At 46.8% G+C, this 23,071-nt stretch carries 18 protein-coding genes; 2 read left to right on the top strand and 16 right to left on the bottom strand.

From position 1 onward, the window contains the following. Positions 1 to 116: 116 nt before the first annotated feature. The 10 genes from dnaJ to gpr all read right to left on the bottom strand — a co-directional run bounded on the left by dnaJ (position 117) and on the right by gpr (position 13,067). Positions 117 to 1,247 carry a molecular chaperone DnaJ gene (gene dnaJ, locus ACWXW9_RS07120; RefSeq protein ID WP_014282519.1) on the bottom strand — a complete coding sequence of 377 codons (1,131 nt, stop codon included), beginning with the start codon at positions 1,245 to 1,247 and terminating at the stop codon, positions 117 to 119. Positions 1,248 to 1,498: 251 nt separating this feature from the next. Next, a complete protein-coding gene (dnaK, locus tag ACWXW9_RS07115; protein ID WP_044645109.1) occupies positions 1,499 to 3,343 on the bottom strand; it encodes a molecular chaperone DnaK in 1,845 nt (614 codons plus the stop codon). 85 nt (positions 3,344 to 3,428) lie between these two features. Then, entirely contained in the window at positions 3,429 to 4,001 is a 573-nt protein-coding gene (grpE, locus tag ACWXW9_RS07110; RefSeq protein ID WP_044645110.1) for a nucleotide exchange factor GrpE, read from the bottom strand. A gap of 181 nt (positions 4,002 to 4,182) precedes the next feature. After that, positions 4,183 to 5,214, bottom strand: a complete 1,032-nt coding sequence (hrcA, locus tag ACWXW9_RS07105) for a heat-inducible transcriptional repressor HrcA (protein ID WP_342414937.1) — start codon at positions 5,212 to 5,214, stop codon at positions 4,183 to 4,185. Between the two features lie 557 nt (positions 5,215 to 5,771). Then, complete coding sequence (locus ACWXW9_RS07100; protein ID WP_014282525.1) at positions 5,772 to 6,248, bottom strand: N-acetyltransferase; 477 nt, start codon at positions 6,246 to 6,248, stop codon at positions 5,772 to 5,774. A gap of 156 nt (positions 6,249 to 6,404) precedes the next feature. Then, positions 6,405 to 7,592, bottom strand: a complete 1,188-nt coding sequence (gene hemW / locus ACWXW9_RS07095) for a radical SAM family heme chaperone HemW (RefSeq protein WP_025681999.1) — start codon at positions 7,590 to 7,592, stop codon at positions 6,405 to 6,407. Between the two features lie 549 nt (positions 7,593 to 8,141). Next, on the bottom strand, positions 8,142 to 9,956 hold the full coding sequence (gene lepA, locus ACWXW9_RS07090; protein WP_494928846.1) for a translation elongation factor 4: 1,815 nt from the start codon (positions 9,954 to 9,956) through the stop codon (positions 8,142 to 8,144). Between the two features lie 71 nt (positions 9,957 to 10,027). Beyond that, entirely contained in the window at positions 10,028 to 10,540 is a 513-nt protein-coding gene (locus ACWXW9_RS07085) for a hypothetical protein (RefSeq protein ID WP_494928845.1), read from the bottom strand. A gap of 27 nt (positions 10,541 to 10,567) precedes the next feature. Then, a complete protein-coding gene (locus ACWXW9_RS07080; RefSeq protein ID WP_494928844.1) occupies positions 10,568 to 11,839 on the bottom strand; it encodes a stage II sporulation protein P in 1,272 nt (423 codons plus the stop codon). 226 nt (positions 11,840 to 12,065) lie between these two features. Continuing rightward, complete coding sequence (gene gpr, locus ACWXW9_RS07075; protein ID WP_494928983.1) at positions 12,066 to 13,067, bottom strand: GPR endopeptidase; 1,002 nt, start codon at positions 13,065 to 13,067, stop codon at positions 12,066 to 12,068. 198 nt (positions 13,068 to 13,265) lie between these two features. Here gpr and rpsT point away from each other — a divergent pair, with 198 nt between their 5' ends. Continuing rightward, complete coding sequence (rpsT, locus tag ACWXW9_RS07070) at positions 13,266 to 13,538, top strand: 30S ribosomal protein S20 (RefSeq protein WP_137061850.1); 273 nt, start codon at positions 13,266 to 13,268, stop codon at positions 13,536 to 13,538. A 133-nt stretch (positions 13,539 to 13,671) separates the two neighbouring features. Here the strand turns inward: rpsT and holA are convergent, their stop codons facing one another. The 5 genes from holA to ACWXW9_RS07045 all read right to left on the bottom strand — a co-directional run bounded on the left by holA (position 13,672) and on the right by ACWXW9_RS07045 (position 19,283). Further along, positions 13,672 to 14,703 carry a DNA polymerase III subunit delta gene (holA, locus tag ACWXW9_RS07065; RefSeq protein ID WP_431087767.1) on the bottom strand — a complete coding sequence of 344 codons (1,032 nt, stop codon included), beginning with the start codon at positions 14,701 to 14,703 and terminating at the stop codon, positions 13,672 to 13,674. Between the two features lie 214 nt (positions 14,704 to 14,917). Further along, positions 14,918 to 16,390: an anti-sigma factor family protein gene (locus ACWXW9_RS07060; protein WP_494928843.1), complete on the bottom strand. Its 1,473-nt coding sequence runs from the start codon at positions 16,388 to 16,390 to the stop codon at positions 14,918 to 14,920. Then, a complete protein-coding gene (locus tag ACWXW9_RS07055; RefSeq protein ID WP_014282534.1) occupies positions 16,387 to 16,935 on the bottom strand; it encodes an RNA polymerase sigma factor in 549 nt (182 codons plus the stop codon). The genes ACWXW9_RS07060 and ACWXW9_RS07055 overlap by 4 nt, the downstream gene beginning before the upstream one ends. A 231-nt stretch (positions 16,936 to 17,166) precedes the next feature. Then, on the bottom strand, positions 17,167 to 18,066 hold the full coding sequence (locus ACWXW9_RS07050; RefSeq protein ID WP_494928842.1) for an iron-hydroxamate ABC transporter substrate-binding protein: 900 nt from the start codon (positions 18,064 to 18,066) through the stop codon (positions 17,167 to 17,169). A 245-nt stretch (positions 18,067 to 18,311) separates the two neighbouring features. Then, positions 18,312 to 19,283, bottom strand: coding sequence for an aldo/keto reductase (locus ACWXW9_RS07045; RefSeq protein ID WP_494928841.1), 972 nt, complete (start codon positions 19,281 to 19,283; stop codon positions 18,312 to 18,314). A gap of 174 nt (positions 19,284 to 19,457) precedes the next feature. Between ACWXW9_RS07045 and ACWXW9_RS07040 the strand changes: the two genes are divergently transcribed. Beyond that, entirely contained in the window at positions 19,458 to 20,129 is a 672-nt protein-coding gene (locus tag ACWXW9_RS07040; RefSeq protein WP_494928840.1) for a TetR/AcrR family transcriptional regulator, read from the top strand. An 89-nt stretch (positions 20,130 to 20,218) separates the two neighbouring features. Here ACWXW9_RS07040 and ACWXW9_RS07035 read toward each other — a convergent pair whose 3' ends face one another. Beyond that, positions 20,219 to 22,951, bottom strand: coding sequence for a ComEC/Rec2 family competence protein (locus ACWXW9_RS07035; protein WP_494928982.1), 2,733 nt, complete (start codon positions 22,949 to 22,951; stop codon positions 20,219 to 20,221). Between the last annotated feature and the right edge of the window lie 120 nt (positions 22,952 to 23,071).

The following is a 23,071-nucleotide window of genomic DNA, read 5'->3' as shown; positions in this document are numbered from 1 at the left end:
TTATAATCTTATACAGCTTCCTTCCACTCTTTCGTATAATAAAAAAGGGAACTACTCCGCAATTGCGGAACAGTTCCCTCCGATTCATGATTGATGCTCCGCGAGTCTACCCTGGCTTAGTCGCCTCGGAAGGCGCGCTTCACACGGTCAAAAAAGGATTGCTCATTCTCATGTGTCTGCTCACCGCTAAGCGAAGAGAACTGACGCAGCAATTCCTTCTGTTCCTCACTCAGCTTGCTAGGCGTTACCACAACCACCTTAATGTGCTGGTCACCCTGACCTACGCCACGAAGCTTTGGTACACCCTTGCCTTTCAGACGGAAGTATGTTCCTGTTTGTGTACCAGCTGGAACTTTCAGCTTCACTTTCTCGGTCAGCGTCGGAATTTCGACTTCATCTCCCAACGCTGCCTGCGAAAACGTCAGCGGAATTTCACAGTAAATATCGTCTCCCTCACGCTCAAAGAAGTCATGCGACTTCACACGGAAAACGACATACAGATCACCTGCCGGTCCTCCGTTGACACCGCCTTCGCCTTCACCATTGATACGCATTTGCGCGCCGTCATCCACACCCGCCGGAATGCGGATATGAATTTTACGCTGCTTGCGCACACGACCAGAACCGCTACAAGTAGTGCATTTTTCTTTGATGATTTTACCGGAGCCGCCGCAGTTGGAGCAGGCCCGACGATTAACCATCCGGCCAAATGGTGTATTCTGCACCACTTCTTCTTGTCCGCTACCGTGGCAGACGGAACAGGTTTGTGGTTGAGTACCCTTTTTGGCTCCCGTACCATGACACGTATCACACGTTTCCGTGCGCTCAATGTTAATGTCGGTTTCCTTGCCAAATACGGCTTCCTTGAATTCGATCGTCATCGTATATTGAAGATCATTACCACGCTGCGGTGCATTCGGGTCACGTCGACCATTGCCGCCACCGCCAAAAAACATATCAAAAATATCGCCAAATCCGCCACCAAAGTCGGCTCCACCGCCGAAGCCGCCTCCCATGCCCTGATTTGGGTCTACATGACCATATTGATCATATCTTGCCCGCTTCTGACCATCGCTGAGAACGTCATAAGCCTCTTTTACTTCTTTAAATTTAGTTTCCGCGTCCGCAGCCTTGTTCACGTCCGGATGATACTGACGCGCCAGCTTACGGTAAGCCTTTTTAACATCTTCATCCGAAGCGCCCTTCGCGACGCCCAGCACCTCATAATAATCGCGCTTATCAGCCAATGTTCCACCCCCATGCCTACAACGTGTCTGCACTACATATAAAAGGAAAGCCAAAGGCACGGGATGACCCGGCTTTGACCTTCCCATCATTTCAAGGCAGTACAACCCGTAATATGCTTATTTATTCTGAAAATAACTGTTACCCTTCGGCTAATCGTTATTTATCAAGGCAGCTACGCTGCTTCTTTTCATTCAGTATATTATAACGCACCGGTGTACCGTAATGCTACTACCACTACCCGATCCGTAGCTTAGTCTTTCTTCTTGTCTTCGTCAACAACTTCATAGTCCGCGTCAACCACATTATCACGGCCTTTGCTGTCTGCTGCGCCGTCTTGAGCTTGTTGAGCCTGTGCTTCTTGAGCAGCTTGCTCATACAGCTTCACGGACAACTGCTGAACGATCTCAGTCAGCTCTTCAGTAGCCTTTTTGATGTCTTCCAGGTTGTCAGTTTCCAGCGTTTTTTGCAGATTTTCTTTAGCTGCATTCGCTTTTTCGACTTCGCCTGCATCCGCTTTTTCGCCCAGATCCTTGATCGTTTTGTCTACGGAGTAAATCAATTGGTCCGCAGAGTTTTTCGCTTCTACCAGATCTTTGCGTTTTTTATCTTCTTCCGCATGCAACTCAGCGTCTTTCATCATACGTTCTACTTCCTCGTCGCTCAAGCCGCTGGAGGATGTAATCGTAATTTTTTGACTCTTGCCTGTACCTTTATCTGTAGCGGATACGTTCACGATACCGTTGGCATCCAGATCAAAAGTAACTTCGATTTGCGGTACACCGCGTGGTGCTGGAGGAATATCTCCCAGTTGGAAACGGCCCAGCGTTTTGTTGCCTGCTGCCATTTCACGTTCACCTTGCAATACGTGGATTTCCACGCTAGGCTGGTTGTCGGCATACGTCGAGAACACCTGCGATTTGCTCGTAGGGATCGTCGTGTTACGCTCGATCATTTTAGTGAATACGCCACCTGCGGTTTCAATACCGAGGGACAGTGGAGTTACGTCGAGGAGAACGACGTCTTTCACATCACCTGTCAGTACGCCTGCTTGAACTGCGGCACCCAAAGCTACCACTTCATCAGGGTTTACACCTTTATGAGGCTCTTTGCCTGTCAGTTTCTTAATGGCTTCCTGTACAGCCGGAATACGTGTGGAACCGCCGACCAGAACAATTTTGTCGATGTCGCTGGCACTCATGCCTGAATCTTTCATCGCTTGACGAGTAGGTCCCAAAGTACGTTCTACCAGACCTTCAGACAATTCCTCAAATTTCGCACGAGTCAGGTTCAACTCCAAATGCTGTGGAACGCCGTCAGCTACCGTAATGAACGGCAGGGAAATCGTCGTTGTCAGTACGCCGGACAGCTCTTTTTTCGCTTTTTCCGCTGCATCTTTCAAACGTTGTACAGCTGCTTTATCTTTGCTTAGGTCGATGCCTTGATCTTTTTTGAACTCAGTTACGAGGTAATCAATAATCACTTGGTCGAAGTCATCGCCGCCCAGCTTGTTGTCGCCGCTTGTCGCTTTAACTTCGAAGAAACCGTCGCCCAGTTCCAGAATGGATACGTCAAATGTACCGCCACCCAGGTCATAAACAAGAATTGTTTGGTCTTCGGATTTTTCCATACCGTATGCCAGTGCAGCTGCTGTTGGCTCGTTGACAATACGCAGCACTTCCAGACCCGCGATTTTACCTGCATCCTTGGTTGCTTGACGTTGGCTATCATTGAAGTAAGCTGGAACCGTGATAACGGCTTGAGTTACCGTTTGGCCTAGGTAAGCTTCAGCATCGGATTTCAGCTTTTGCAAAATCATAGCGGAAATTTCCTGTGCAGAATATTCCTTGCCGTCGATGCTTTCTTTATGATTTGTACCCATGTGACGCTTGATGGACATAATTGTACGATCCGGGTTCGTGATTGCTTGGCGTTTTGCTGTTTCACCTACAGTACGTTCTCCATCTTTTTTGAAACCAACAACCGATGGGGTTGTGCGCGCGCCTTCCGGATTTGGAATTACAACGGCTTCGCCGCCCTCCATAACAGCCACACAAGAGTTGGTTGTACCTAAGTCAATACCGATTACTTTACTCATCAGACAATTCCTCCTTCTGTATATGCGAGGCCCTCAGGCCAAAATAGTTAAAGCAAACGATCTATTGCTAATATATATTAAAAAGCTACATGCTCACTTTTACCATAGCCGGACGAAGCACCTTGTCCTTCAGCATGTATCCTTTTTGCACCTCTTCAACGACGATGCCTTCCTCATGCTCTTCGCTTTCCACCTGCATGATCGCCTGATGGAAGTCAGGGTTAAACGGTTGGCCCACCGCATTCATGGCCGTCACTCCCTCAGCCTGAAGCACGCTCTCAAACTGACGGAAGATCATCTCCACACCTTTGGTGAATGACTCAGCCTCCGCTCCTTGCGGTGCTGTTGCCAGCGCACGCTCGAAGTTATCCAGAACAGGCACCAATTCGGTAACCAGTTTCATAGATGCATATTTGGCAAGGTCCTCTTTCTCTTTTAGCGTACGACGGCGAAAATTATCAAAATCTGCCTGTGCACGTAAAAACCGCTGTTGATTCTCTTCTGCCTCCACGCGAAGCTTAGCCAGTTCTGTATCACCCTCCTGGGCTTCCAGTGCTGCCGCTTCGTTCACCGGCTCTTCCTGCTGGTTCGTCTCAGTGGCTTCCTCTGTGCTTACATTTTGTTGTTTTTCTTCTTGGAACGCTTGTTCTTCCTTCAAAATGTTTCACCTCCTTCAAGTCATAACTACCATTACATTCATATTTGTACATTCAAACTTGTTTGCTGCACTTCATTTCAAATTGCTGTTACTTTGCAAAAACACGCAGCAATGCACCCGCGCAGGATACATACCGTATCCCGGCGCGGACATGTAGTACCGCAACATGCGCAGTCTTATTCTATTTAAACCGCTGCGTAAGCATTGCGGTCAAATCCTTAGACAGGATACCCAAAATATTAATAACTCTCGCATACTCCATCCGAGTCGGACCCAGTATACCTATTGTGCCCAACGCTTCGCCATCTACCGCATACGTCGCAGTAATCAGACTGCAATTGGCAAATGCTTCATGATCATTTTCTGTGCCGATACGGACTTGAATTTCAGGTGCCCCGGCGACAGGCATCATCAGCTTGAGCAGCGTCGGTGTTTCCTCCAGCAGATCGAGAATATGTTTGACCTTTTCAACGTCCTTAAATTCAGGCTGGTTTAGCATGTTCGTCGCACCGCTCAAATACAAGCGCTGATCCGATTCATTATCCAGTGCTTTGTCCAGCACCTTCATAGCGTCCTCAAAATGAGATACATGCTTCTCCATTTCTTGGCCAAGCGCGGTGTAAAGACGTGATTTAAGCTGATAAATCGGTACGCCGACCAGCTTGCTGTTCAGCAAATTCACAACCTTCTCCATCTCGGAAATCGAAATTCCCGGCGGAATATCCACTGTCTTGTTTTCCACTTGACCGGTATTGGTCACGATAATCGCTACAGCCGTCGTTTCGTTGAGCGGCAATAGCTGAAAATGACGCAATGAAGTATGAAAAACCTCCGGCCCAAGCAGGATGGAAGTATAATTGGTCATATGGGACAAAATACCAGATGCATGCTGGATTACTTGTTCCATTGCATTCAGCTTTTCGGCGTAAAAGGCTTTTAGTTCCCGCGTTTCCATAGGCTTCAACGTATCCAGTGGTACCAAATGATCCACATAATAGCGGTAGCCTTTATGAGACGGGATGCGTCCCGCAGAAGTATGGGGTTGCTCCAGATAGCCCTGTTCCTCCAAATCCGACATTTCATTACGGATCGTGGCGGGGCTGAATCCGACATCCTGCCTTTTGGATATGCTGCGGGAACCCACTGGCTCAGCCGAACGAATGTAGTCATCAATAATCGCATTCAAAATGAGTCTCTGACGTTCGGTTAACAAGCGAATCCCCCCTTGTGTTTATCCATAATAGCATGATCGTTCAATGGAATCATTAGCACTCGTTCGCGATGAGTGCTAACCGATAATACAAAAATACCAAACCGACCGGATCATTGTCAAGTCAGATCAGTATTTTCAATACCATGATTTCATCACTGCGGACAACAAAACCGTTTTTATAAATTTTTCAAGAAAAATATAGAAATTTTACTTCTTATTCTCTATAATATATTGAGCTCTACTGTACAATAAGGAGAAAGCTGGTTGAGAACAAATCGTCGCAGCTTTATCAATGTACTGATTGCACTCTTGCCTACTCTCTGTATGTTTTACCTTTTGATTGAGTTGTTTCCATTCACCTTTATAATAACGATAGTGATGAAGATGCAATAAGGACACTTGAAGATATACCAGCAAAACTTGACCCTCATCACAAGCTGATGTGGCGGTATCTTGAAAAGTCCCAAAAATGAGACAAGCAATTACAGCTTAATATTTACCACGAGCAGATGAAATCTCGATCCAATAAAAAAACGAACTGACCTGATATTCTCAGGTCAGTTCAGCATTTTCAACACCGCAATTTCATCACAATTGTTTTGTTTACTACAGTTAATGCAATCAGTCCATACCTTTTCAGGGAAAATCTCTTTGTTTACCACATCAAACCCGTTTTTTATAAAAAAGGAGACCTCGTAAGTCAAGGCCATAATCTTAGGGATACGCTGCCGCCGTGCTTCTATAATAAGGCCCTCTACGAGCTTGGAGCCGATGCCCATACCTTTATGTCCTTCAGAAATACCAAGTGAGCGAATCTCTACCAAATCATCACCCAGTTTGCATAAAGAACCACAACCGACGACTTCGCCGTCCACTTCTGCCACAATAAACAGCTCCAGTTGGCGCATAAGCACTTCCCTTGAACGTGGCAGCATTATTCCTCGCTCTGCATAGCCGCTAATCATTTGATATAAAGGCTCCACATCCTCAGGAACCGCACTTCTGCACAATACATCTTTACACACTGAAGCCATCTTGCTCTCCTCCTGCCGCTTGCCGCATATAATGAATAAATATACAACATTACGCATAGAATCGCAATACTCCATTTACCCTGCCGTGACAGAATTGTGTTATAAAATGAATGTCCCCGATTATGGTCTGCAAATGTACCGTTTTGAAGCTACGACTTATGAATTTACTGTAATGGAACCGATGAACTCCGCAAATACATCATTTCCGAACAAAATACCACGCTCGCTCAGACGATAACCGTCCTCGACCGGCTCAATCAATCCAGCATTCAGCATTTTTCCGAGAGGGGCCGTAAATGTATCCTCCAGTGACTGACCGAATTGAGCCTCAAAGCGGGACTTCGAGACACCTTCCAGCATTCTCAAACCGACCATGAGAAAATCCTCCATCGCTTCGGCCGCTGGCACCTCAAAGCTATCCAAACGCGGCAGTCCGTTACGGGTAGCCTCCACATAAGGATTAATGCCCTTAATGTTCATATGGCGCTCTCTGCCAACATATCCGTGCGCCCCTGCGCCGAGACCATAATAGTCCTCATTACGCCAGTAGGTCATATTGTGCTTGCTCCCCAGACCTGGTTTCGCGAAATTGCTGATCTCGTACTGCTCATAGCCCGCCTCTTTCATGCGACGCATCAGGAGCAAATACATTTCCAGTTCGTCGTCCTCATGTGGAAGCGGAAGCTGATTTTTCTGGTACAGCGTGTGGAATAGCGTGTTCTCTTCAACCTTCAAGCTATAAATGGAGTAATGAGGAAGTCCCAACTCCAGCGCCCGGCTGACACTTTCATGCAGCATTTCTACGGTCTGATTCGGTAAACCAAACATCAGGTCAATCGACAGATTGTCCAATCCGACCTTGCGTGCATTTTCCAAACTACGATAAACATCATCTGTATTATGAATTCGACCAATACCCGTAAGCAGCTCGTTTTGAAAAGCCTGTACGCCGAAGCTCAGCCGATTTACACCGCCTTCTTTCATCACGGTGAGCTTCTCAAAATCAGTTGTGCCCGGATTGGCTTCCATGGAAAACTCAATGTCTTCCGACCAGTTTGGGAAGTAGGTACGAACGCTTTTCAGGAAATATTCCATTTCCTTCGGATTCAGCGTTGTTGGTGTACCGCCCCCGACAAAAATAGTTTTAATCTCACCCGGCGGGTGAAGGCGAACCGTATGCTCCATCTCCCGTTCCAGTGCATACAGGTATTCCATAACAGGCTGATCCTTGAGCACGTAAGAGTTAAAGTCACAGTAAAAGCATTTGTTCGTGCAAAAAGGTATATGCAGATAAACCGCTTGAGGCGCGGATGAATATTCATGTTTGTGTATGGATGCGGTCATACCGATCCTCCTTGTCAGTGTTGAGGTGAGGTGAAAAAAAGGGCAGTTGAGGTGGAAGGTCGCTCCGTGTATGGATCATTCTTCCGATCGCTGTTACCCCCGGATTTTTCCATTGTAAATAAACCTTAAAGGTTAAAATCGGGGGATAAAGGCGAACGCTTACGCTTCTTCAGAACAATTCCATCCACAACGCTGCTGCCCACCGTCAATTGACCATTTTTTATGGTGTAAGTGTTGCAGTAAAAGAAAAACATCTCTAAAGTTACCCTTGCCATATGCTTGGGTAGGCTGGGTTGGAGTAGATAAGGCTCTCGTCTTGAATAGCTTGCTCAAATAAAGAACGTCCATTCTCCATGCACGGCAAAGGCCACATGAAAGAATGGACGAATACCGCTTGGGAACAAGCGGACCGTAGTATCTTGCAGTGCATCACAGAGTGTGTACCTAAGTTACTACGGGATCATGCTGTTGGTACTTATTTGTATTCAATTCATACTCACGTTCTGTGATGTACCAAATTGAATACGGTGCTGCTTGTGTCAAGCAGCTTTACTCATCTATTTTCAGTACCGCCATAAATGCTTCCTGTGGTACTTCTACGTTACCCACTTGCTTCATGCGCTTCTTGCCCTCTTTTTGCTTTTCAAGCAGCTTCCGTTTACGGGAAATATCGCCGCCGTAGCATTTGGCCAGGACGTTTTTACGCATTGCCTTAACGGTTTCACGTGCTACAACCTTCGTTCCAACAGATGCCTGAATTGGCACCTCGAACATTTGGCGTGGGATCAGCTCGCGCAGCTTCTCACAAATAATACGTCCGCGATGGTAAGCGCGATCTCTGTGGACGATGAACGATAACGCATCAACCTGTTCGCCGTTTAACAGAATATCCATTTTAACCAAATTAGACTGGCGATAGCCTGAAATTTCGTAATCGAAGGAGGCGTAGCCCTTGGTGCTGGATTTAAGCTGGTCAAAGAAATCGTACACGATTTCGGACAGTGGAATCTGGTACGTAATAGTTACCCGTGTCGTATCCAGATACTCCATGTTCACATACTCACCGCGCTTGGTCTGGCAAAGCTCCATAACCGTACCTACGTAATCATTAGGCACGATAATGCCTGCTCTTACGTATGGCTCCTCCACATGATCAATTCGTCCGATTTCCGGGTAATTTGACGGGTTATCGATCTGGATCGTTTCGCCATTCGTCAGCTTAATGCGGTAAATAACGCTCGGCGCTGTCGTAATCAGCGGGATGTTAAATTCGCGTTCAATCCGTTCCTGAATAACATCCATATGAAGCAGACCGAGGAAACCACAACGGAATCCGAAGCCTAACGCACTTGATGTTTCTGGCTCAAAACTGAGCGAAGCATCGTTCAGTTGCAGCTTTTCAAGTGCCTCGCGCAGATCGTTATACTCGGATGTTTCGATCGGATACAGTCCGCAATATACCATCGGATTAATTTTCCGATAGCCTGGCATCGGTTCTGGTGTTGGATTTTTCGCATCCGTCACCGTATCCCCGACACGCGTATCGCCCACATGCTTGATCCCGGCAACGATAAAACCAACATCACCGATGTTCAGCTCGTCCACGATGCTCATACGTGGCATGAAGGCTCCTACCTCGATAACCTCAAACGTTTTATCGGTCGCCATCATTTTAATTTTAGAACCAGCCTTGATGCTGCCATCCACGACGCGGACATATACGATAACGCCTTTATATGGATCATAATGCGAATCGAAAATAAGCGCCTTCAGCGGATTATTCGGATTCCCTTGCGGAGCAGGTACGCTTCTGACCACCTGTTCCAAAATTTCCTTGATACCGATTCCAGCTTTGGCCGATGCGTGTACAGTCTCGCTCGTATCCAGACCGATAACATCCTCGATTTCCTGCTTCACCCGTTCAGGATCGGCACTTGGCAAATCAATTTTGTTAAGCACCGGCAGAATCTCCAAATTGTTGTCCAACGCCAAATATACGTTAGCCAATGTCTGTGCTTCAATGCCCTGTGCCGCGTCTACAACCAGCAGGGCGCCTTCGCAGGCCGCCAAGCTTCGGGAAACCTCATACGTAAAATCGACGTGTCCCGGTGTATCAATCAGATTCAAAATGTACTCTTCGCCGTCATCGGCCTTATAAGTGAGTCGCACTGCCTGGAGCTTGATTGTAATCCCGCGCTCCCGTTCCAGATCCATCTGATCAAGCACTTGCTCCTGCATTTCACGGGATGTGAGTGCACCGGTATATTCCAAAATCCGGTCAGCCAGCGTGGATTTACCGTGGTCTATATGTGCAATGATACTAAAGTTCCGAATTTTACGTTGTCTTGCCAAAATGTCAGTCATGCCTTACCCCCACACAATGCCTAGTGTCAATCAGCTTATTATAGCAGTTGTACAGGGGGTCAGCAATATTTCTATTCCGTCACTCCGTCAAAAACAGACACAACCCAGCGAATACCCTGTCTTGACAGGTTTTGCAGCAGCCCGGCCGTTTTGTCTGCCATGGTATCCACCGAGGTTTGCTCTGCCTTGACCGCCAACAGCTCACGCGGTGTCTCCTGGCCCTGCAAATTGGCATCCTGTGCTGTCGAATACCAATGGCGAGTTTCTCCTGTGGCTTGGGCCTTACTTCGTTCTTTTGCATTAGCTTCGCTCGCAACAGCTCCCGTTCCCGACTCCATTACGACATTCCCATTTCCGTTATATGTGCGGGTATACGCACGAGCATCGGCTGCGGGTGTGTCTTCAATAACCGTCTGCTCATATCCGACAACGTTCTGCTGTACTTTGCTCTGAACCGAGTCTCCGGACCATTCAGGACCATATACAGAACGCAGTCCGGAGCCTGCCAGTTGCATGCCGAGCAGGACCCCCGCCCCCATCAGAAGTACAAATCCAAGCGCTTTTTTACGAAAATGTCCAGACATTGTATTTCCTCCTTTCCACCGCCTCAATTAATCGCCACCGTTGCTCTTTTTCGTATCGGATACGTTAGTACCCGCTTTCTGTGCTTTCTGATCCTCCCAGTACACCTCACCGATCATATCCGCCAGAACGTCAGAGGTACGTTTCAGTTCCTCTTCGGTATTATCAATCCCACCAATTTCGATCAAAATGCTATGAGACGACAAGCTCTGATTGTACTCACCGTTGTTGCCTTTACCGCCATCTTTTCCCCACACCCCACGGGAAACGCCGTGATACGATTTTTCCAGCTTCTCATGAATACGAGCGGCGAAAGCTTCATTTTTGCGCCAGTTTTTGTTGTCATGGCCGATAATAAAATACACCTTGGCATAAGAAAGTCCGTTTATCGTTGCTGTCGTTTTGCCGTGACGTTGAGAATCTCTGTGGATATCAAGCAGATAGGTTAAGCTTTTATTTCCAGCCAAGGCTTCCTTGACCGTTTCACGCGAATATTTATAGGAATAATTCCAATTGTAATTTTGAACGGTTTTGGCATAGTCCTTGTTCACATGCAAAGTAGATATCCCTTGCTTCTCCAATCTCTTTTTTACAAAATCCCCTACTCTCGACACATTGGCTGATTTAGAGCCAGAATTGGGATTAGAGCTGGTTTTACTGAGCAAAGGGTTATATGCCTCTCTCGGATGAGAATGGTAGATTAATATACGTTTGGCACCTTTGACTGCTGTATCACTCGGATCATCCTCTTGCGCAGGGTCCGTTTCTGGCGTTGTCGGAAGATCTGGCGTTGTAGAGCCATTGTTCGGTGGATTGGTAGAAGCATCCGGGCCGCCGGGAGCATCCGTCGTTCCCTGATCAGGCTGATAATCAATAGGCGCCTCCACCTTGTTGTTCCCTGAGCCCTTGCGCAACAAAACAGGCGTCCCCGCAGACATACCAGGAATTTCGCGAGCTATGAGACTTTTGGGGTCCTGTGGATTAATACCTGTGAGCATTTGGAAAACAAAAGGCGACCATTGTTCACCCGACAACGAAGATTGTTGCTTCTTCTGTGCCAAATGAGGTACTTCCATGCCGAGCATGTCCGCAAAAAAACCGCTGGAAACTGAGCCTGCAAATCCTTTCATCGAAGACACCGGAGACGTTTGTAAACGATTTTCCGCCAATCCTCCCAGTCCCAATACAACAAATAAAAGCGCCGAGCCCATAATAAGCAGCACAAGCGTATGTCCCATAGCCAAAATTTCTAGGCCCTTTCTTCTCCATCTTCCGACGTTCCAGGTTTGAATTTTTTTCATGTGGGTCTTGTCCTCCTTCGTCCCGTCGAAGCCCGCCTCATGTTCAGAACTACTGATTCCTGTCAGCAGCGGAAATCTCTTATACTTCAACTCTATGAACGGAGAACAATTACTAGAACACAAAAAAATCTCCACCCCCAGGTAAATCCCACTCTTTATTACAAGAGATAGGATGCCTGCTAGATAGAGAATTTTGTGTATGAAATATGCTTTTACTACCCCTGTATTAATGTGTATAAGCGGCGACGTTGCCAGGATCGACGGCTTCATGCAGGGCAGCGTTCAATCCGGTTGCAATGATATTCGCAATATCTTCGATAAATTCGTCAATCTCCTTAGGTGTCACAATTAGATCATGTCCTAGCGGCTGAAGCACCTCTCTCACCAGTCCAAGTCTCTCAGGCTCGGAAATATCATCCAGCATCCCCAGTATTGCTTTCGTAGGAGCCTTTTCCTTGGCAAAATGTGTTTTCATCAGCTCAATTACATTATTTACGATGGTCGAAGCGTAGCATACAGTTGGAACGCCGATGGCAATACACGGGACACCCATAATATCCTTGGTAATGCCGCGCCGCTTGTTACCAATACCTGAGCCCGGATGAATCCCGATATCTGCCACCTGGATAGTCGTATTGACGCGCTCCAATGAACGTGACGCCAGAGCGTCAATAGCAATAATCAGCTCCGGCTTCGTGCGATCTACGATACCCTGAACAATTTCGCTCGACTCGATCCCCGTAATGCCAAGAACCCCCGGTGCAATCGCGCTCACATCCCGATAACCCGGATTGATTTGATCAGGTGTCAGTTCAAAAAATTGACGGGTCACCATCAAATTTTCAACGACAAGCGGACCTAGTGAATCGGGAGTGACATTCCAGTTGCCCAGACCTACCACAAGTACGCGTGCCTTACTGGAGATCCCTATTTTTTGTATAAATTGCTCCATCTCCTTCGCGAATGCGATTGCTACCCGTTGCTGGAGTCCGGTGTCACCTTCACGTAAACCGGGCACTTCCAGCGTCACATAATGCCCCTGAACCCGTCCAATACGGTTAGCACCCTCTTCATTCAGCACATCCAGACGCGTGATTTTAATACCGTTATCTTCCTCCACGTCCTCATTGATGCCCGCCAGCGGCATTGGCTGATTGCGTTCCGCCAGTTCTCTTGCCTCCAGCGCCAAATCCGTACGTACCGCATACTTCTGCAAATCCAAATCCATCATTTACGCCTCCTTTTATACCATCTCAGGTTATAGTGTGCGAGACACCCAGCAGGTTTATGCACATCCATTTTCATCCTGTAATCTACCCCAGCCCGGAATGTTTTCTTATTGCAATTTGAGGTGTGGCGTGCTAAAATATTTTAAGTTGTGAAACGTTTGTGTTCATAAGTAATGCCTTTACAGGAGGTGAATGTAATGCCAAACATCAAATCCGCTATCAAACGCGTTAAAACAAGCGACAAACGCCGTGCGTTGAACGCTTCTCAAAAATCCGCGCTTCGTACAGCAGTAAAAGCTGCCGATACAGCGTTGGTGAATAACGAAGCTGAAAATGCTGCTGCTGCTTTCAAAGTAGCTTCCCAAAAGCTGGACAAGGCTGTAACTAAAGGTCTGATCCACAAAAATGCAGCTGCTCGCAAGAAATCCCGCTTGGCGAAAAAACTTAACGCTCTTACAGCTCAAGCGTAAGCAAGAGCTACTTTTATACGTTAATGAAAAAATCCTGACCAGCCTTGGCTGATCAGGATTTTTTAGTTCACCACGATTGGATTCTGCAATGTTAACTCTCATTTAAAATAAACCGATCAGCAAACAGACCGGGTTAGACCGAAGCCCCCGCGCCCATTTTCAGCAAAAACATCTCCAGCCCCAGCACCTTGTCGACAACTCCGGTTTTCATGCGGTAATCCAGCTCGCCTAAGTCGTAGAGAAGCTGTCGCAACTGCTCAGGACGAAATCTCCGCGCCTGCTCACCGGCAACTTTCACCCCATATGGATGCAAACTAAGCTGACTTGCAATTTGCTGCTGGGAATAGCTTTGACCCATCAGCTCCTTGACCTGCAACATAATACGGAACTGTCGCGTGATCAAAGCTGCAATCTTGATCGGTTCCTCTTTTTGCTTAAGCAGCTCATAAAAAATACTGAGTGCCTTATCCAGCCGCAAATTAGCCAAATCCTCGACCATCGCAAACACATTTTGTTCCGTGCTGCGAGGCACAAGTGATTCAATATCGGCTATGGAGATGGTACCCTGCGCTCCCGCATACAAGCACAGCTTGTCTATCTCGGCAGCCAGCGATTGCAATCCAGTACCCGTATATTGAATTAGACTTTCAGCAGCTCCCGCAGCCAATTGGACTTCTCGTTCGCCTGCTCGCTTATGAATCCATGCCACCAGGTCATCTCCCCCCAACGGAGTGAAGGCAATGACCGAAGCGTCACTTTTCAGCCTTTTAACAATCTTTTTCCGTTCATCCAGCTTTTCAGCCTGAACCGTAAAAATGATAATGCTATAGTCAGCCGGGTTATCCATATAAGTCAGCAATGCTTCAATGCGGTGCTCAATCTTACCGCCATCCTTGCCTGCCGCAAATACACTGGTGTCCCGTACAATAATCAGCTTTTTGGGCACCAAAAAAGGCGCAGTCTCGGCCTCCTCCACGACTACCTCAATTGGCGTCTCGGTCAGATCATAGGGAATAATAGCAAAGTCACGATGCTCCTCTTCCACCACTTTTTCCTTAAGCATATCGACAAACTGCTTCATTTGATATTTTTCGCTGCCGTAGAGCAAATACACTGGCGAAATATCGCCTTTGCGAATAGCCTTAGCGGCTGTTTTTGCATCCATTCTCCGTACCCCCCATCCATTGATCGTACCCGACATCTGGTCGGAAGGCAAGTCATTATACAAACGAAAGGACCCTGCCTATAGGCAAGATCCCTTCACCACCATCTATATCAACACGGCAGCAGAAAGCTCTAGAAACTTTCGGCCGTCGGGATACGACGTCGGTTCATATAATCTATTCTCTGCTTTTAAAAATGTGCCATCTTCATAGCAACTATTTTCCGGAGGTACGCGGAACGGTATACGTATATTTACTTGCTGTACCATCCTGCTCAGTCTCATACATGAAGGTTTGGCTGTCCTCGGACCAGCTTCCTTTGACCCAGGCACCCTTCAAAGTACGCACTTCCAGCGTTGTCCGGTCTACACCGTTGTCGGAAAGCTTATACACTTTCAGCTTTTTGCCCTCAATAACCACCGCATAGCTGCCATCAGGTGAATTAAGCTGATCTGTAGACGTCGACTGGGAGTTAAAGCCGGAAGCATTATTGCTGTCCGGAGAGATTATTGAATTAGATGAGAAACCTTCATTGCGTACCGGGTTTTGCGACACGGAGGGCTGCTGATCATTTGAAGCTGTATTGCTGCTCATATCTCCCGTCGTAGTCCCCGAATCCTTGGTAGCCCCTTTGGAGGTCGTGTCTTTCGACGTTTCATTTGAAGCAATCCGATTCTGTATCATCATATCCTGACTGACAGACAATGACGAATCATTAGTAGCCGTGCTGTTGTCATTACTGTCTTGAGCAGTACCCGTAACCGCTATAGGTGCTTTTTCTAATTTTGGTTCTCCCTGCTGTTCAGGGGCAATCGTTTGTTGTTCGGATTTTCCCTGCTTTGGCTGTTTATCATCAGACTTAAGAGTATCCGCAGCAGAACTTTGCCCGGCAGAGTTTTCTTTTGTCGCCTGACGATCCGTGTTTGGCTGTCCCTGCTGGCGATCCTGACGGGAAGGATGCCCTGCTGGCGCATGCTTCATTGAGCCTTTTTCACCAGCTCGCTGATCGTCACGTTGTGCAGCATCCTGTTTGGAAGGGTTCTTTTCATCATCCGCACTGTTCACATCCAGTTTGCTCGGGTCAGGTTGCTCCCCTAAAGGTGGCTGGGATGCGTTCGTTCCCTGATCCTGCTCTAACGGCTGCTTGGTCGAATCCGATCCAATAGCTACATCGCGGCCTCCGCTTCCATTCACCGTACCTGGAATTTCTGTCTGTTCCTGCTGACTCATCACTCCAGGCGACTGGGAATCAAGCATGCCTTCCGCATCCTGTACCGTTTTCGGTTCAAAATTGAATACCACAATACCCAGTACGACAGCAGCGGCAGCCACGCCCATCGCAGCTCGCCCACTCATCCGGTTCCACCAAGGTATAGGCTGGGTACGCCGTCTCGGCCCCGGTCCAGGATCGGCAGCTACAGGCTGCATCTCCTGAAGCGCGCTTCCCTGCTCCTCACGTGCGCGGTCAATGGCATCAAGCTGAGGCATGATGGAATCCACCAGGCTGAACGCCGGGGAAACCGCAGGCAATTCCTCCAGCTCGCGGGAAAGCGTCTGAAGAATATGAAATTTTTCCGCACAGTCTGGGCAAGTCGCAACATGGTTCATTAATTGGGACGTCTCTTCTTCGCCCAGCTCATGATCCACATAACGCTGCATCCAATCCATCACCTCGTCCCCACACTTCATCCTGATACACCACCTTTCTGATATTCCTGAAGTAGCCCTTGCAATTGCTGTCTTGCACGATACAAGTATGACTTGACCGTATTTAGCGGCAGATCCAGAGAGTCGGCAATCTCGTTATAAGAGAAATCCTGCAAATATCTCAATACGATCACCGTCCGGTGGTGCTCTGGAAGCTGCTGTATAGCCTCACGAACATCCTGTGCCAGGTAAGAGGTCAACACCTCGGCCTCCACATTTTGGGGATCGTTGAATATCATGTCGTGCTCGTCAATGGATACCGAGGGCTTCGTCCTTCTGAATTTGTCGATACATATGTTCGTTACAATGCGTTGAACCCAGGTTTTGAACTGCGCCTTTTCCTCATAAGAGTTAATTTTGGAATAAATCCGTATGAGGGCTTCTTGTGAAGCATCCATGGCGTCCTGTTCATTGTTTAAAATGTAATATGCCGTACGGTACACATGCTGTTCTATCTCTCTTAATAGGGTAATGAGAGCGTCGCGATCGCCCGATTGAGCGGCTCGAATGAGTCCCTGCTCTACCACAAAGGATCCCCCTCTCCCTGCAATATTACAGACGTTTCCCCTTTGCAAATTGTTGCAGGATAGACGTCTGACGATAATTTTATTTTTTATAGTGTAAAAAATGTTACCAAAAAGCCCATATTCCCCATTATAGCCTCCCTTAGAATAACAGAAAAAGGGAAGGTAGTCACCTTCCCTTAGCCCTTACTCACATAAATCTGCTGGAATCTGTCGAATTGAATTTACATCTTGTTACTTCTTGGAAATCAGAAGATCTGAAATAAGTTCCAACTGGTAATTCAGAGCGATCGGGTCCTGAAAATAAAAATCGTCGATCGAATACTGGTATACTTTCCCTGCTTTAACGGCAGAAAGGTTTTTCCACACACTTTTAGATTCAATATCTTTCCCTTGATCTACTCCATCTCCCCTAATCCCCAGCATCAGGTAATCGGCATCGCCTAGCATCTCCGGTAAAGCCTCCATCGAAATGCTGGCCCAGCCCTGTTCGAACGCCACCTTTTCTACCTTCGCCGGGGCATGAAGCCCCAACTCATCGTAAAGTATGGCTCCTCCCCGTCCGTAGGACTTGCCATAGAGATATAATTCTTTGCCCGTTATCTCAAAAATAGCAATTTTTTTACCCGAATCGATGACGTCAGACAAAGACTGTTTCTTCTCAGCAATCTTAGCCGCAAAATCAGCAAGGCAATTCTTCGCTTCCTGCTCCTTGTTTAACACTTTGCCCAGTTCCATCAGACGATCCTTATATTTATATTTACCGTATGGAATAAACACTGTAGGCGCTATTTTTTTCAGATTTTCATAAGCTTTCTCGTCATAGGTAATGATCAGATCCGGATTCAGGGTGGTCACCTTTTCAAGGGACAATGCAGAGCTGTCACCGATATTTTCAACACCATTCAAGTATTTTTTATAGTATGGAGCATCAAATACGACGTCTGGAGCCCCTACAGGCGTAACACCAAGTGCAAGCACATCGCCTACATAGTCGCCGACCGCTACAACGACACGCTGCGGATCCTCAGGAATAGTAACTGTACCTTTATCGCTTTCATATGTACGTGTGGCAGTTGCATCTCCAGTAGATGCAGTTTTGGAATCAGCCGTTGTCCCATTGTCCGTTGCCATTCCTCCTGAATTCGTAGCGCATGCGCTCAGTACCAGCAACAATGAAATAATCAACAAACAAGCCGAAGTTCGGAATTTTAAATAGTTCACAATAGTCCTACCGTTAATAATGATTCTCATTTTCAATACTTCTTAGATTCTATCAAAGCTCATAGGTTATGTCCATGCAGGTTGGGTTAAAATCAAAAAGCCCACTCCTTAGAGTGAGCATATGTTTTAGTGTTTTACCTGAGTCGCTCTTGTGCTTATTGATCCAAAGTGTCCAATTGGGCATCAGCATATCGGCTGCCATGCACCTTATTTTTGGGACTCACGGCTTCGATGAGAGCTAAATCTTCTGTGGTCAGTTCAACATCCACGGATGCTGCATTTTCCTCCAAATATTTTACACGTTTGGTTCCCGGAATTGGCAATGCGCCATTCGCTATGGTCCATGCTAATGCTAATTGGGAAGGAGTGCAATTCTTCTCTTGGGCAACTTCTTTAATCTTATCGACAAGATCAACATTTTTCTGGAAATTATCACCTTGGAAGCGCGGCATATATCTGCGAACATCACTAGCTTCAAGATCCTCAAATTTACGCAACTCGCCGGAAATAAAGCCTCTGCTCAAAGGGCTGTAACCCACAAGCGTGATTCCCAATTCTTTTATCACAGGCAGGATTTCATCCTCAATCTCCCGACTCCACAGAGAATATTCGGTTTGTAAAGCAGATATGGGATGTACCGCATGTGCGCGACGAACTGTAGCAGCAGATGCCTCCGACAAGCCGAGATAACGAACTTTCCCTGTCTTTACAAGCTCAGCCATAGCCCCTACGGTTTCCTCAATAGGAACATTCGGATCTACCCGGTGCTGGTAATAAAGATCAATATAGTCCACACCTAACCGACGAAGACTTTCGTCCGCTGTCTTTTTTACATAATCCGGATGACCATTAATGCCTTCAAAATTAGGGTCAAAAGCAAACTTTGTAGCAATAACGGCTTGTTCCCTGCGGCCTTTTAAAGCTCGTCCCAGTAGCTCCTCATTATGTCCATTACCATATACATCCGCAGTATCCAGCAAGGTGACACCTAACTCTAAAGCGCGATGAATCGTCCGAATCGATTCGTCATCATTAGTTTCACCGTATATTCCAGGAGACATACCCATTAAACCCAAACCAAGAGATGAAACGACCAAATCACTATTGCCCAGGTTACGTGTTTTCATGTAGTTGACCTCTCTTCCAAATCTTCATTTTTTAACTTCGAGATTCATCATAGCACATCAAAAAACACAATTCAAACAAAATATACGTTTTTTGTCTATATTGTTTTTGGAGTGTACAATATATATTCCATTGTGGATATCAGTTATAATAAAGCAGGATTGGAGGCTAATGATGTGACCGACGATAGCAAGGTAATAGATAAAAAAAACGAGACATGCATTAAACTCAGCATGAAGCTGGCTCCCTATGTAAAAAAACACGGATTTCAGACATTACGTATGGATGAAATCGCAAAAATTATGGATATAAGTAGAGCAACCTTATATAAATACTTTTCAACGAAAGAAGATGTTATAGAATACGTTGTGAACAATTTTATTGAGTTTATCAACGAATTGGTTATGGATTCATTGGATACAGATCAATTGTACGGGACTCGGTTTCAGCAGCTTTTTGAAAAATCAATTTTACTTGCTGTATATATTACAGACATTTTCTTAAATGAACTTGAGCACATATATCCTGAGAAGTATGATCGCTTAAGGATAGCGTTGCAGTTCCGAGAACAGCAATTGTTAGAATTTTATGAAGAGGGCATACAAAAAGGGGTGTTCAACCAAGTCAATGGCAAACTATTAATATTGCAGGATGAGCTATTGCGGTCCATGACTGATATTAAATACTTAATGTTAAACCACTTGACGATTTATCAGGTCTTGTATGACTTCTACCAATTAAAAAAGGTTCAATTATTTAAGCCTGAGAAAATTCAAAGCGTAGATGACGCATCGATGATACCTAGAATTGAGCATCTGGCCCAAAAAATCTCCAAGGAACTATACTAAATTCATTGAGAATTAGGTCCATTCCGGTCAAGTTAAAAGCAGGCTGCCACAGCGCCTGCTTGTTTGTATTTGAGAATTTTGCAAACTCCTCATTTTTTGTGCCGCACACTCAATTTTCCTTGCTGCGCACGGATTTGCACCTCTCCCATCGTATCTGTCCGATATATAGTAGAACCAACCGCTGATAAACGATCCAATACCGCTTCATTCGGGTGTCCATATGTATTGCTAGCTCCGACTGAAATGACGGATACCTTCGGTTTCCAGTAGGATAACCATTCTTCCGAGGTAGAGTACTTGCTACCGTGATGTGCTATTTTCATGACGTCTACAGCTTGCCTTACAGCCAACGTTTCCCCCTTTCCTTCGGTATGGGATGGAGAATGAGCTAACTCGAAGAGCAACTGCGATTCTGCTGCATCATCCATATCTCCTGTGAACAAAAAGGAAGCCCCCTCCATCTCCAATATCATTGCAACGGAATAATGATTTTGTTCCTTCAAAACGGCCAAACTTCCGGTTTCTTCCTCCTGCGACGGAAGCGGATGAATAAAGCGGATTTTCGTATCCTGATCCGGTCTCCACTCCATACCATAATGCGCACCATACAGCTTGACCTGCTTGTTTAAAGTCGTGTTCAACAGCTTGCGGAAAGGGGGCTTGTCTGTCAGGGTGCCGTTAAAAACCAAGGCCGATACTGGAATCTGGTCAAGCACAGCCTGCAATCCTCCAGCGTGGTCATGATCTCCATGCGTTAAAATGACTGCATCCAGCCGATGTACACCGCGCTGCTTCAACAAGGGTACAATCGTATCCTCTCCTACCTCATAGGGGTCTTTTCGTTTGCGCCAGGCATTTTTTCCTGTCGTAAAATCCATCGTGCCCCCGCCATCCACCAAAATATGTTTGCCACCCGGCGTTGTAATTAAAATGCTGTCACCTTGGCCCACATCCAGGTACTGAACTATTCCCGTATTCCCTCCACCTGGAGTTACGTAACCTATACACAGGATGCCAAACCAGGCAATACCGCTTAAGGCCAGCGCCAAATGACTATAACCATTCCACTGTCGACGTGCATATTTGCCTGCTCCTTCAGGCTCACGCTCCGTCTGCAATATAGCCGCCCACTCCGCAGATGCCGCTAATCCTGTATGTATGGGTGATGGCATGGGAGCGGATGTGCTTTGTCCCGCCGAATTGCGTTCGGCTGAAAGCCTTCCCTTGTTCTTATCCGGTGCTACCTCCAAGCCCAGAGATTCATCTGTTCGCCTTAGAGATATCATCCATGTTTTGAGCCAGTACAGAATACTGTACAAAGCAGCATAATACGCAATGACCCACAGAATGGAGGAAGACGGCCAAATACTCACATAAGCGTCATCCACGTTCATCCATTTTACAAGCCAAAAGGTCAGCTCGTTCAGTTGCTCTGCCGGCCATGCCAGGATACGAGCCCCGTCATCCCATAGAAAAGCAATCCCCATCGCAACCGTTCCCAGTGGAAGCACAACATACGTAATAAGTGGAACGAGCACAAAATTAGCTGCAAACGATAGTAGCGAGAATTGATTAAAGTAGAAGACAGTCATCGGAAACGAAACAAGCTGCGCTGTGATCGTAATCGCAATTTCGCCGCCAATCAGAAGAGGCCATTTGGCGAAAAACGGCTTCATCAGCGGCATGTAAATGAGCAGCCCAGCTGTTACCAGAAAAGAAAGCTGAAAACTGACACTAAGCAGGTAGTAAGGATTCCAAAGCAGCATCAATAATGCGGACACACTCAAAATGCTAAGTCCGTCCTTGAGCATTCCCCGTCTGGCTGCAAACAGGCCGATCATAGCCATAATTCCAGCCCTCACAACAGAGGGAGAAGCACCTGTCAGCAGTACATAAGCCGGAATAAGCACCATCACGACCGTAAGAGACGTCTCGCGACTCACTCGCAATAGCTTGAGTAAATACAGTAGCGTAGCTGCATATACCGCCACATGCATACCAGATATCGCTAAAATATGCGTTAATCCAAGCTGCGTAAATTCGTTATACGTTGCCGGATCCAGCTCATCCGTAACACCTAACACCAGTCCTTTCATATATCCTGCGTGGTAAAGAGAACCAAAAGATAAGTCCATCCGTTGCCCCAATTGCTCCCTAAGCTGATCATTCCACCTGAACAAGGTGTAACGGTTCCACTGGGAAGCTTGCTGCTTCTCTAGCGAAGCGGCTCCATTCCCTTTGAAAAGCCAGTGAATCTCCTGTGTATGCAGGTATTCATTGTAATCAAAGCCGCCAAAATTCCCCGCTGTTGCAGGAGCCTTTAAGCTGCCGTGCAGTTGAATTGCATCTCCACGCTGCCATTCTGCCGCAAGTTGCTGTTCCTGTTTGGCAGCCAGCTTGATGTGCACGATAACCTGTTCAGAAATAGCTTCGCTCTTTCCAACCCCGCCCTGAAAAGTGTCATTTGGCAGTAATGTAGAACCAGTACGGGTACTACTCGCAGATGTAGGCTTCTTGTTCGAATTGGAAATGCCTCTCGTTTTGCTTATTGCAGTAATCCTCATCTCAAATTGTGCCCGATCACCATCTACCTGTACCTCGGAAGCAATAAACCCGGATGCTTGAACAGGCACGTCTTCCAGCTTGGAAGCCGATACATGAAGGGCCTCGGGAATATGGCTCACATTATGCGTATCATGCCAAGCCCAATGGAATCCACCTCCGCTCAAGGCAAGCCACAGCAATACCACATGCCGGACTGGAATTTTCATCAATAGAGCTACAAGAGGTAAAATCAGCGTGACACCCGCCCAGAGCAACAGCAGCATACGTCCGGAATACAAGCATGCTCCTGCACTTCCCGTAATCCAACATACCGTAAGGGTCAGGATAGGTCTGCTTAAAACCAGTTTGGCTTGAATATAACCACCTCCCGGTAGAAA

Source organism: Paenibacillus sp. LT-B23 (assembly GCF_059417685.1).
This window is presented reverse-complemented; position numbering and strand designations above follow the sequence as displayed.

Coding starts and splice junctions, on each gene's coding strand:
- ACWXW9_RS07060 (WP_494928843.1), bottom strand. CDS start 16,390: ATGAAGTGTGGGGACGAGGTGATGGATTGGATGCAGCGTTATGTGGAT.
- gpr (WP_494928983.1), bottom strand. CDS start 13,067: ATGGATTTGGATTTGCAGAAGTATGCGGTACGTACGGATTTGGCGCTG.
- ACWXW9_RS07045 (WP_494928841.1), bottom strand. CDS start 19,283: ATGAAAACACGTAACCTGGGCAATAGTGATTTGGTCGTTTCATCTCTT.
- ACWXW9_RS07085 (WP_494928845.1), bottom strand. CDS start 10,540: ATGTCTGGACATTTTCGTAAAAAAGCGCTTGGATTTGTACTTCTGATG.
- holA (WP_431087767.1), bottom strand. CDS start 14,703: ATGGATGCAAAAACAGCCGCTAAGGCTATTCGCAAAGGCGATATTTCG.
- hemW (WP_025681999.1), bottom strand. CDS start 7,592: ATGACCGCATCCATACACAAACATGAATATTCATCCGCGCCTCAAGCG.
- ACWXW9_RS07080 (WP_494928844.1), bottom strand. CDS start 11,839: ATGAAAAAAATTCAAACCTGGAACGTCGGAAGATGGAGAAGAAAGGGC.
- lepA (WP_494928846.1), bottom strand. CDS start 9,956: ATGACTGACATTTTGGCAAGACAACGTAAAATTCGGAACTTTAGTATC.
- ACWXW9_RS07050 (WP_494928842.1), bottom strand. CDS start 18,066: ATGGCAACGGACAATGGGACAACGGCTGATTCCAAAACTGCATCTACT.
- dnaK (WP_044645109.1), bottom strand. CDS start 3,343: ATGAGTAAAGTAATCGGTATTGACTTAGGTACAACCAACTCTTGTGTG.
- ACWXW9_RS07100 (WP_014282525.1), bottom strand. CDS start 6,248: ATGGCTTCAGTGTGTAAAGATGTATTGTGCAGAAGTGCGGTTCCTGAG.
- rpsT (WP_137061850.1), top strand. CDS start 13,266: ATGCCAAACATCAAATCCGCTATCAAACGCGTTAAAACAAGCGACAAA.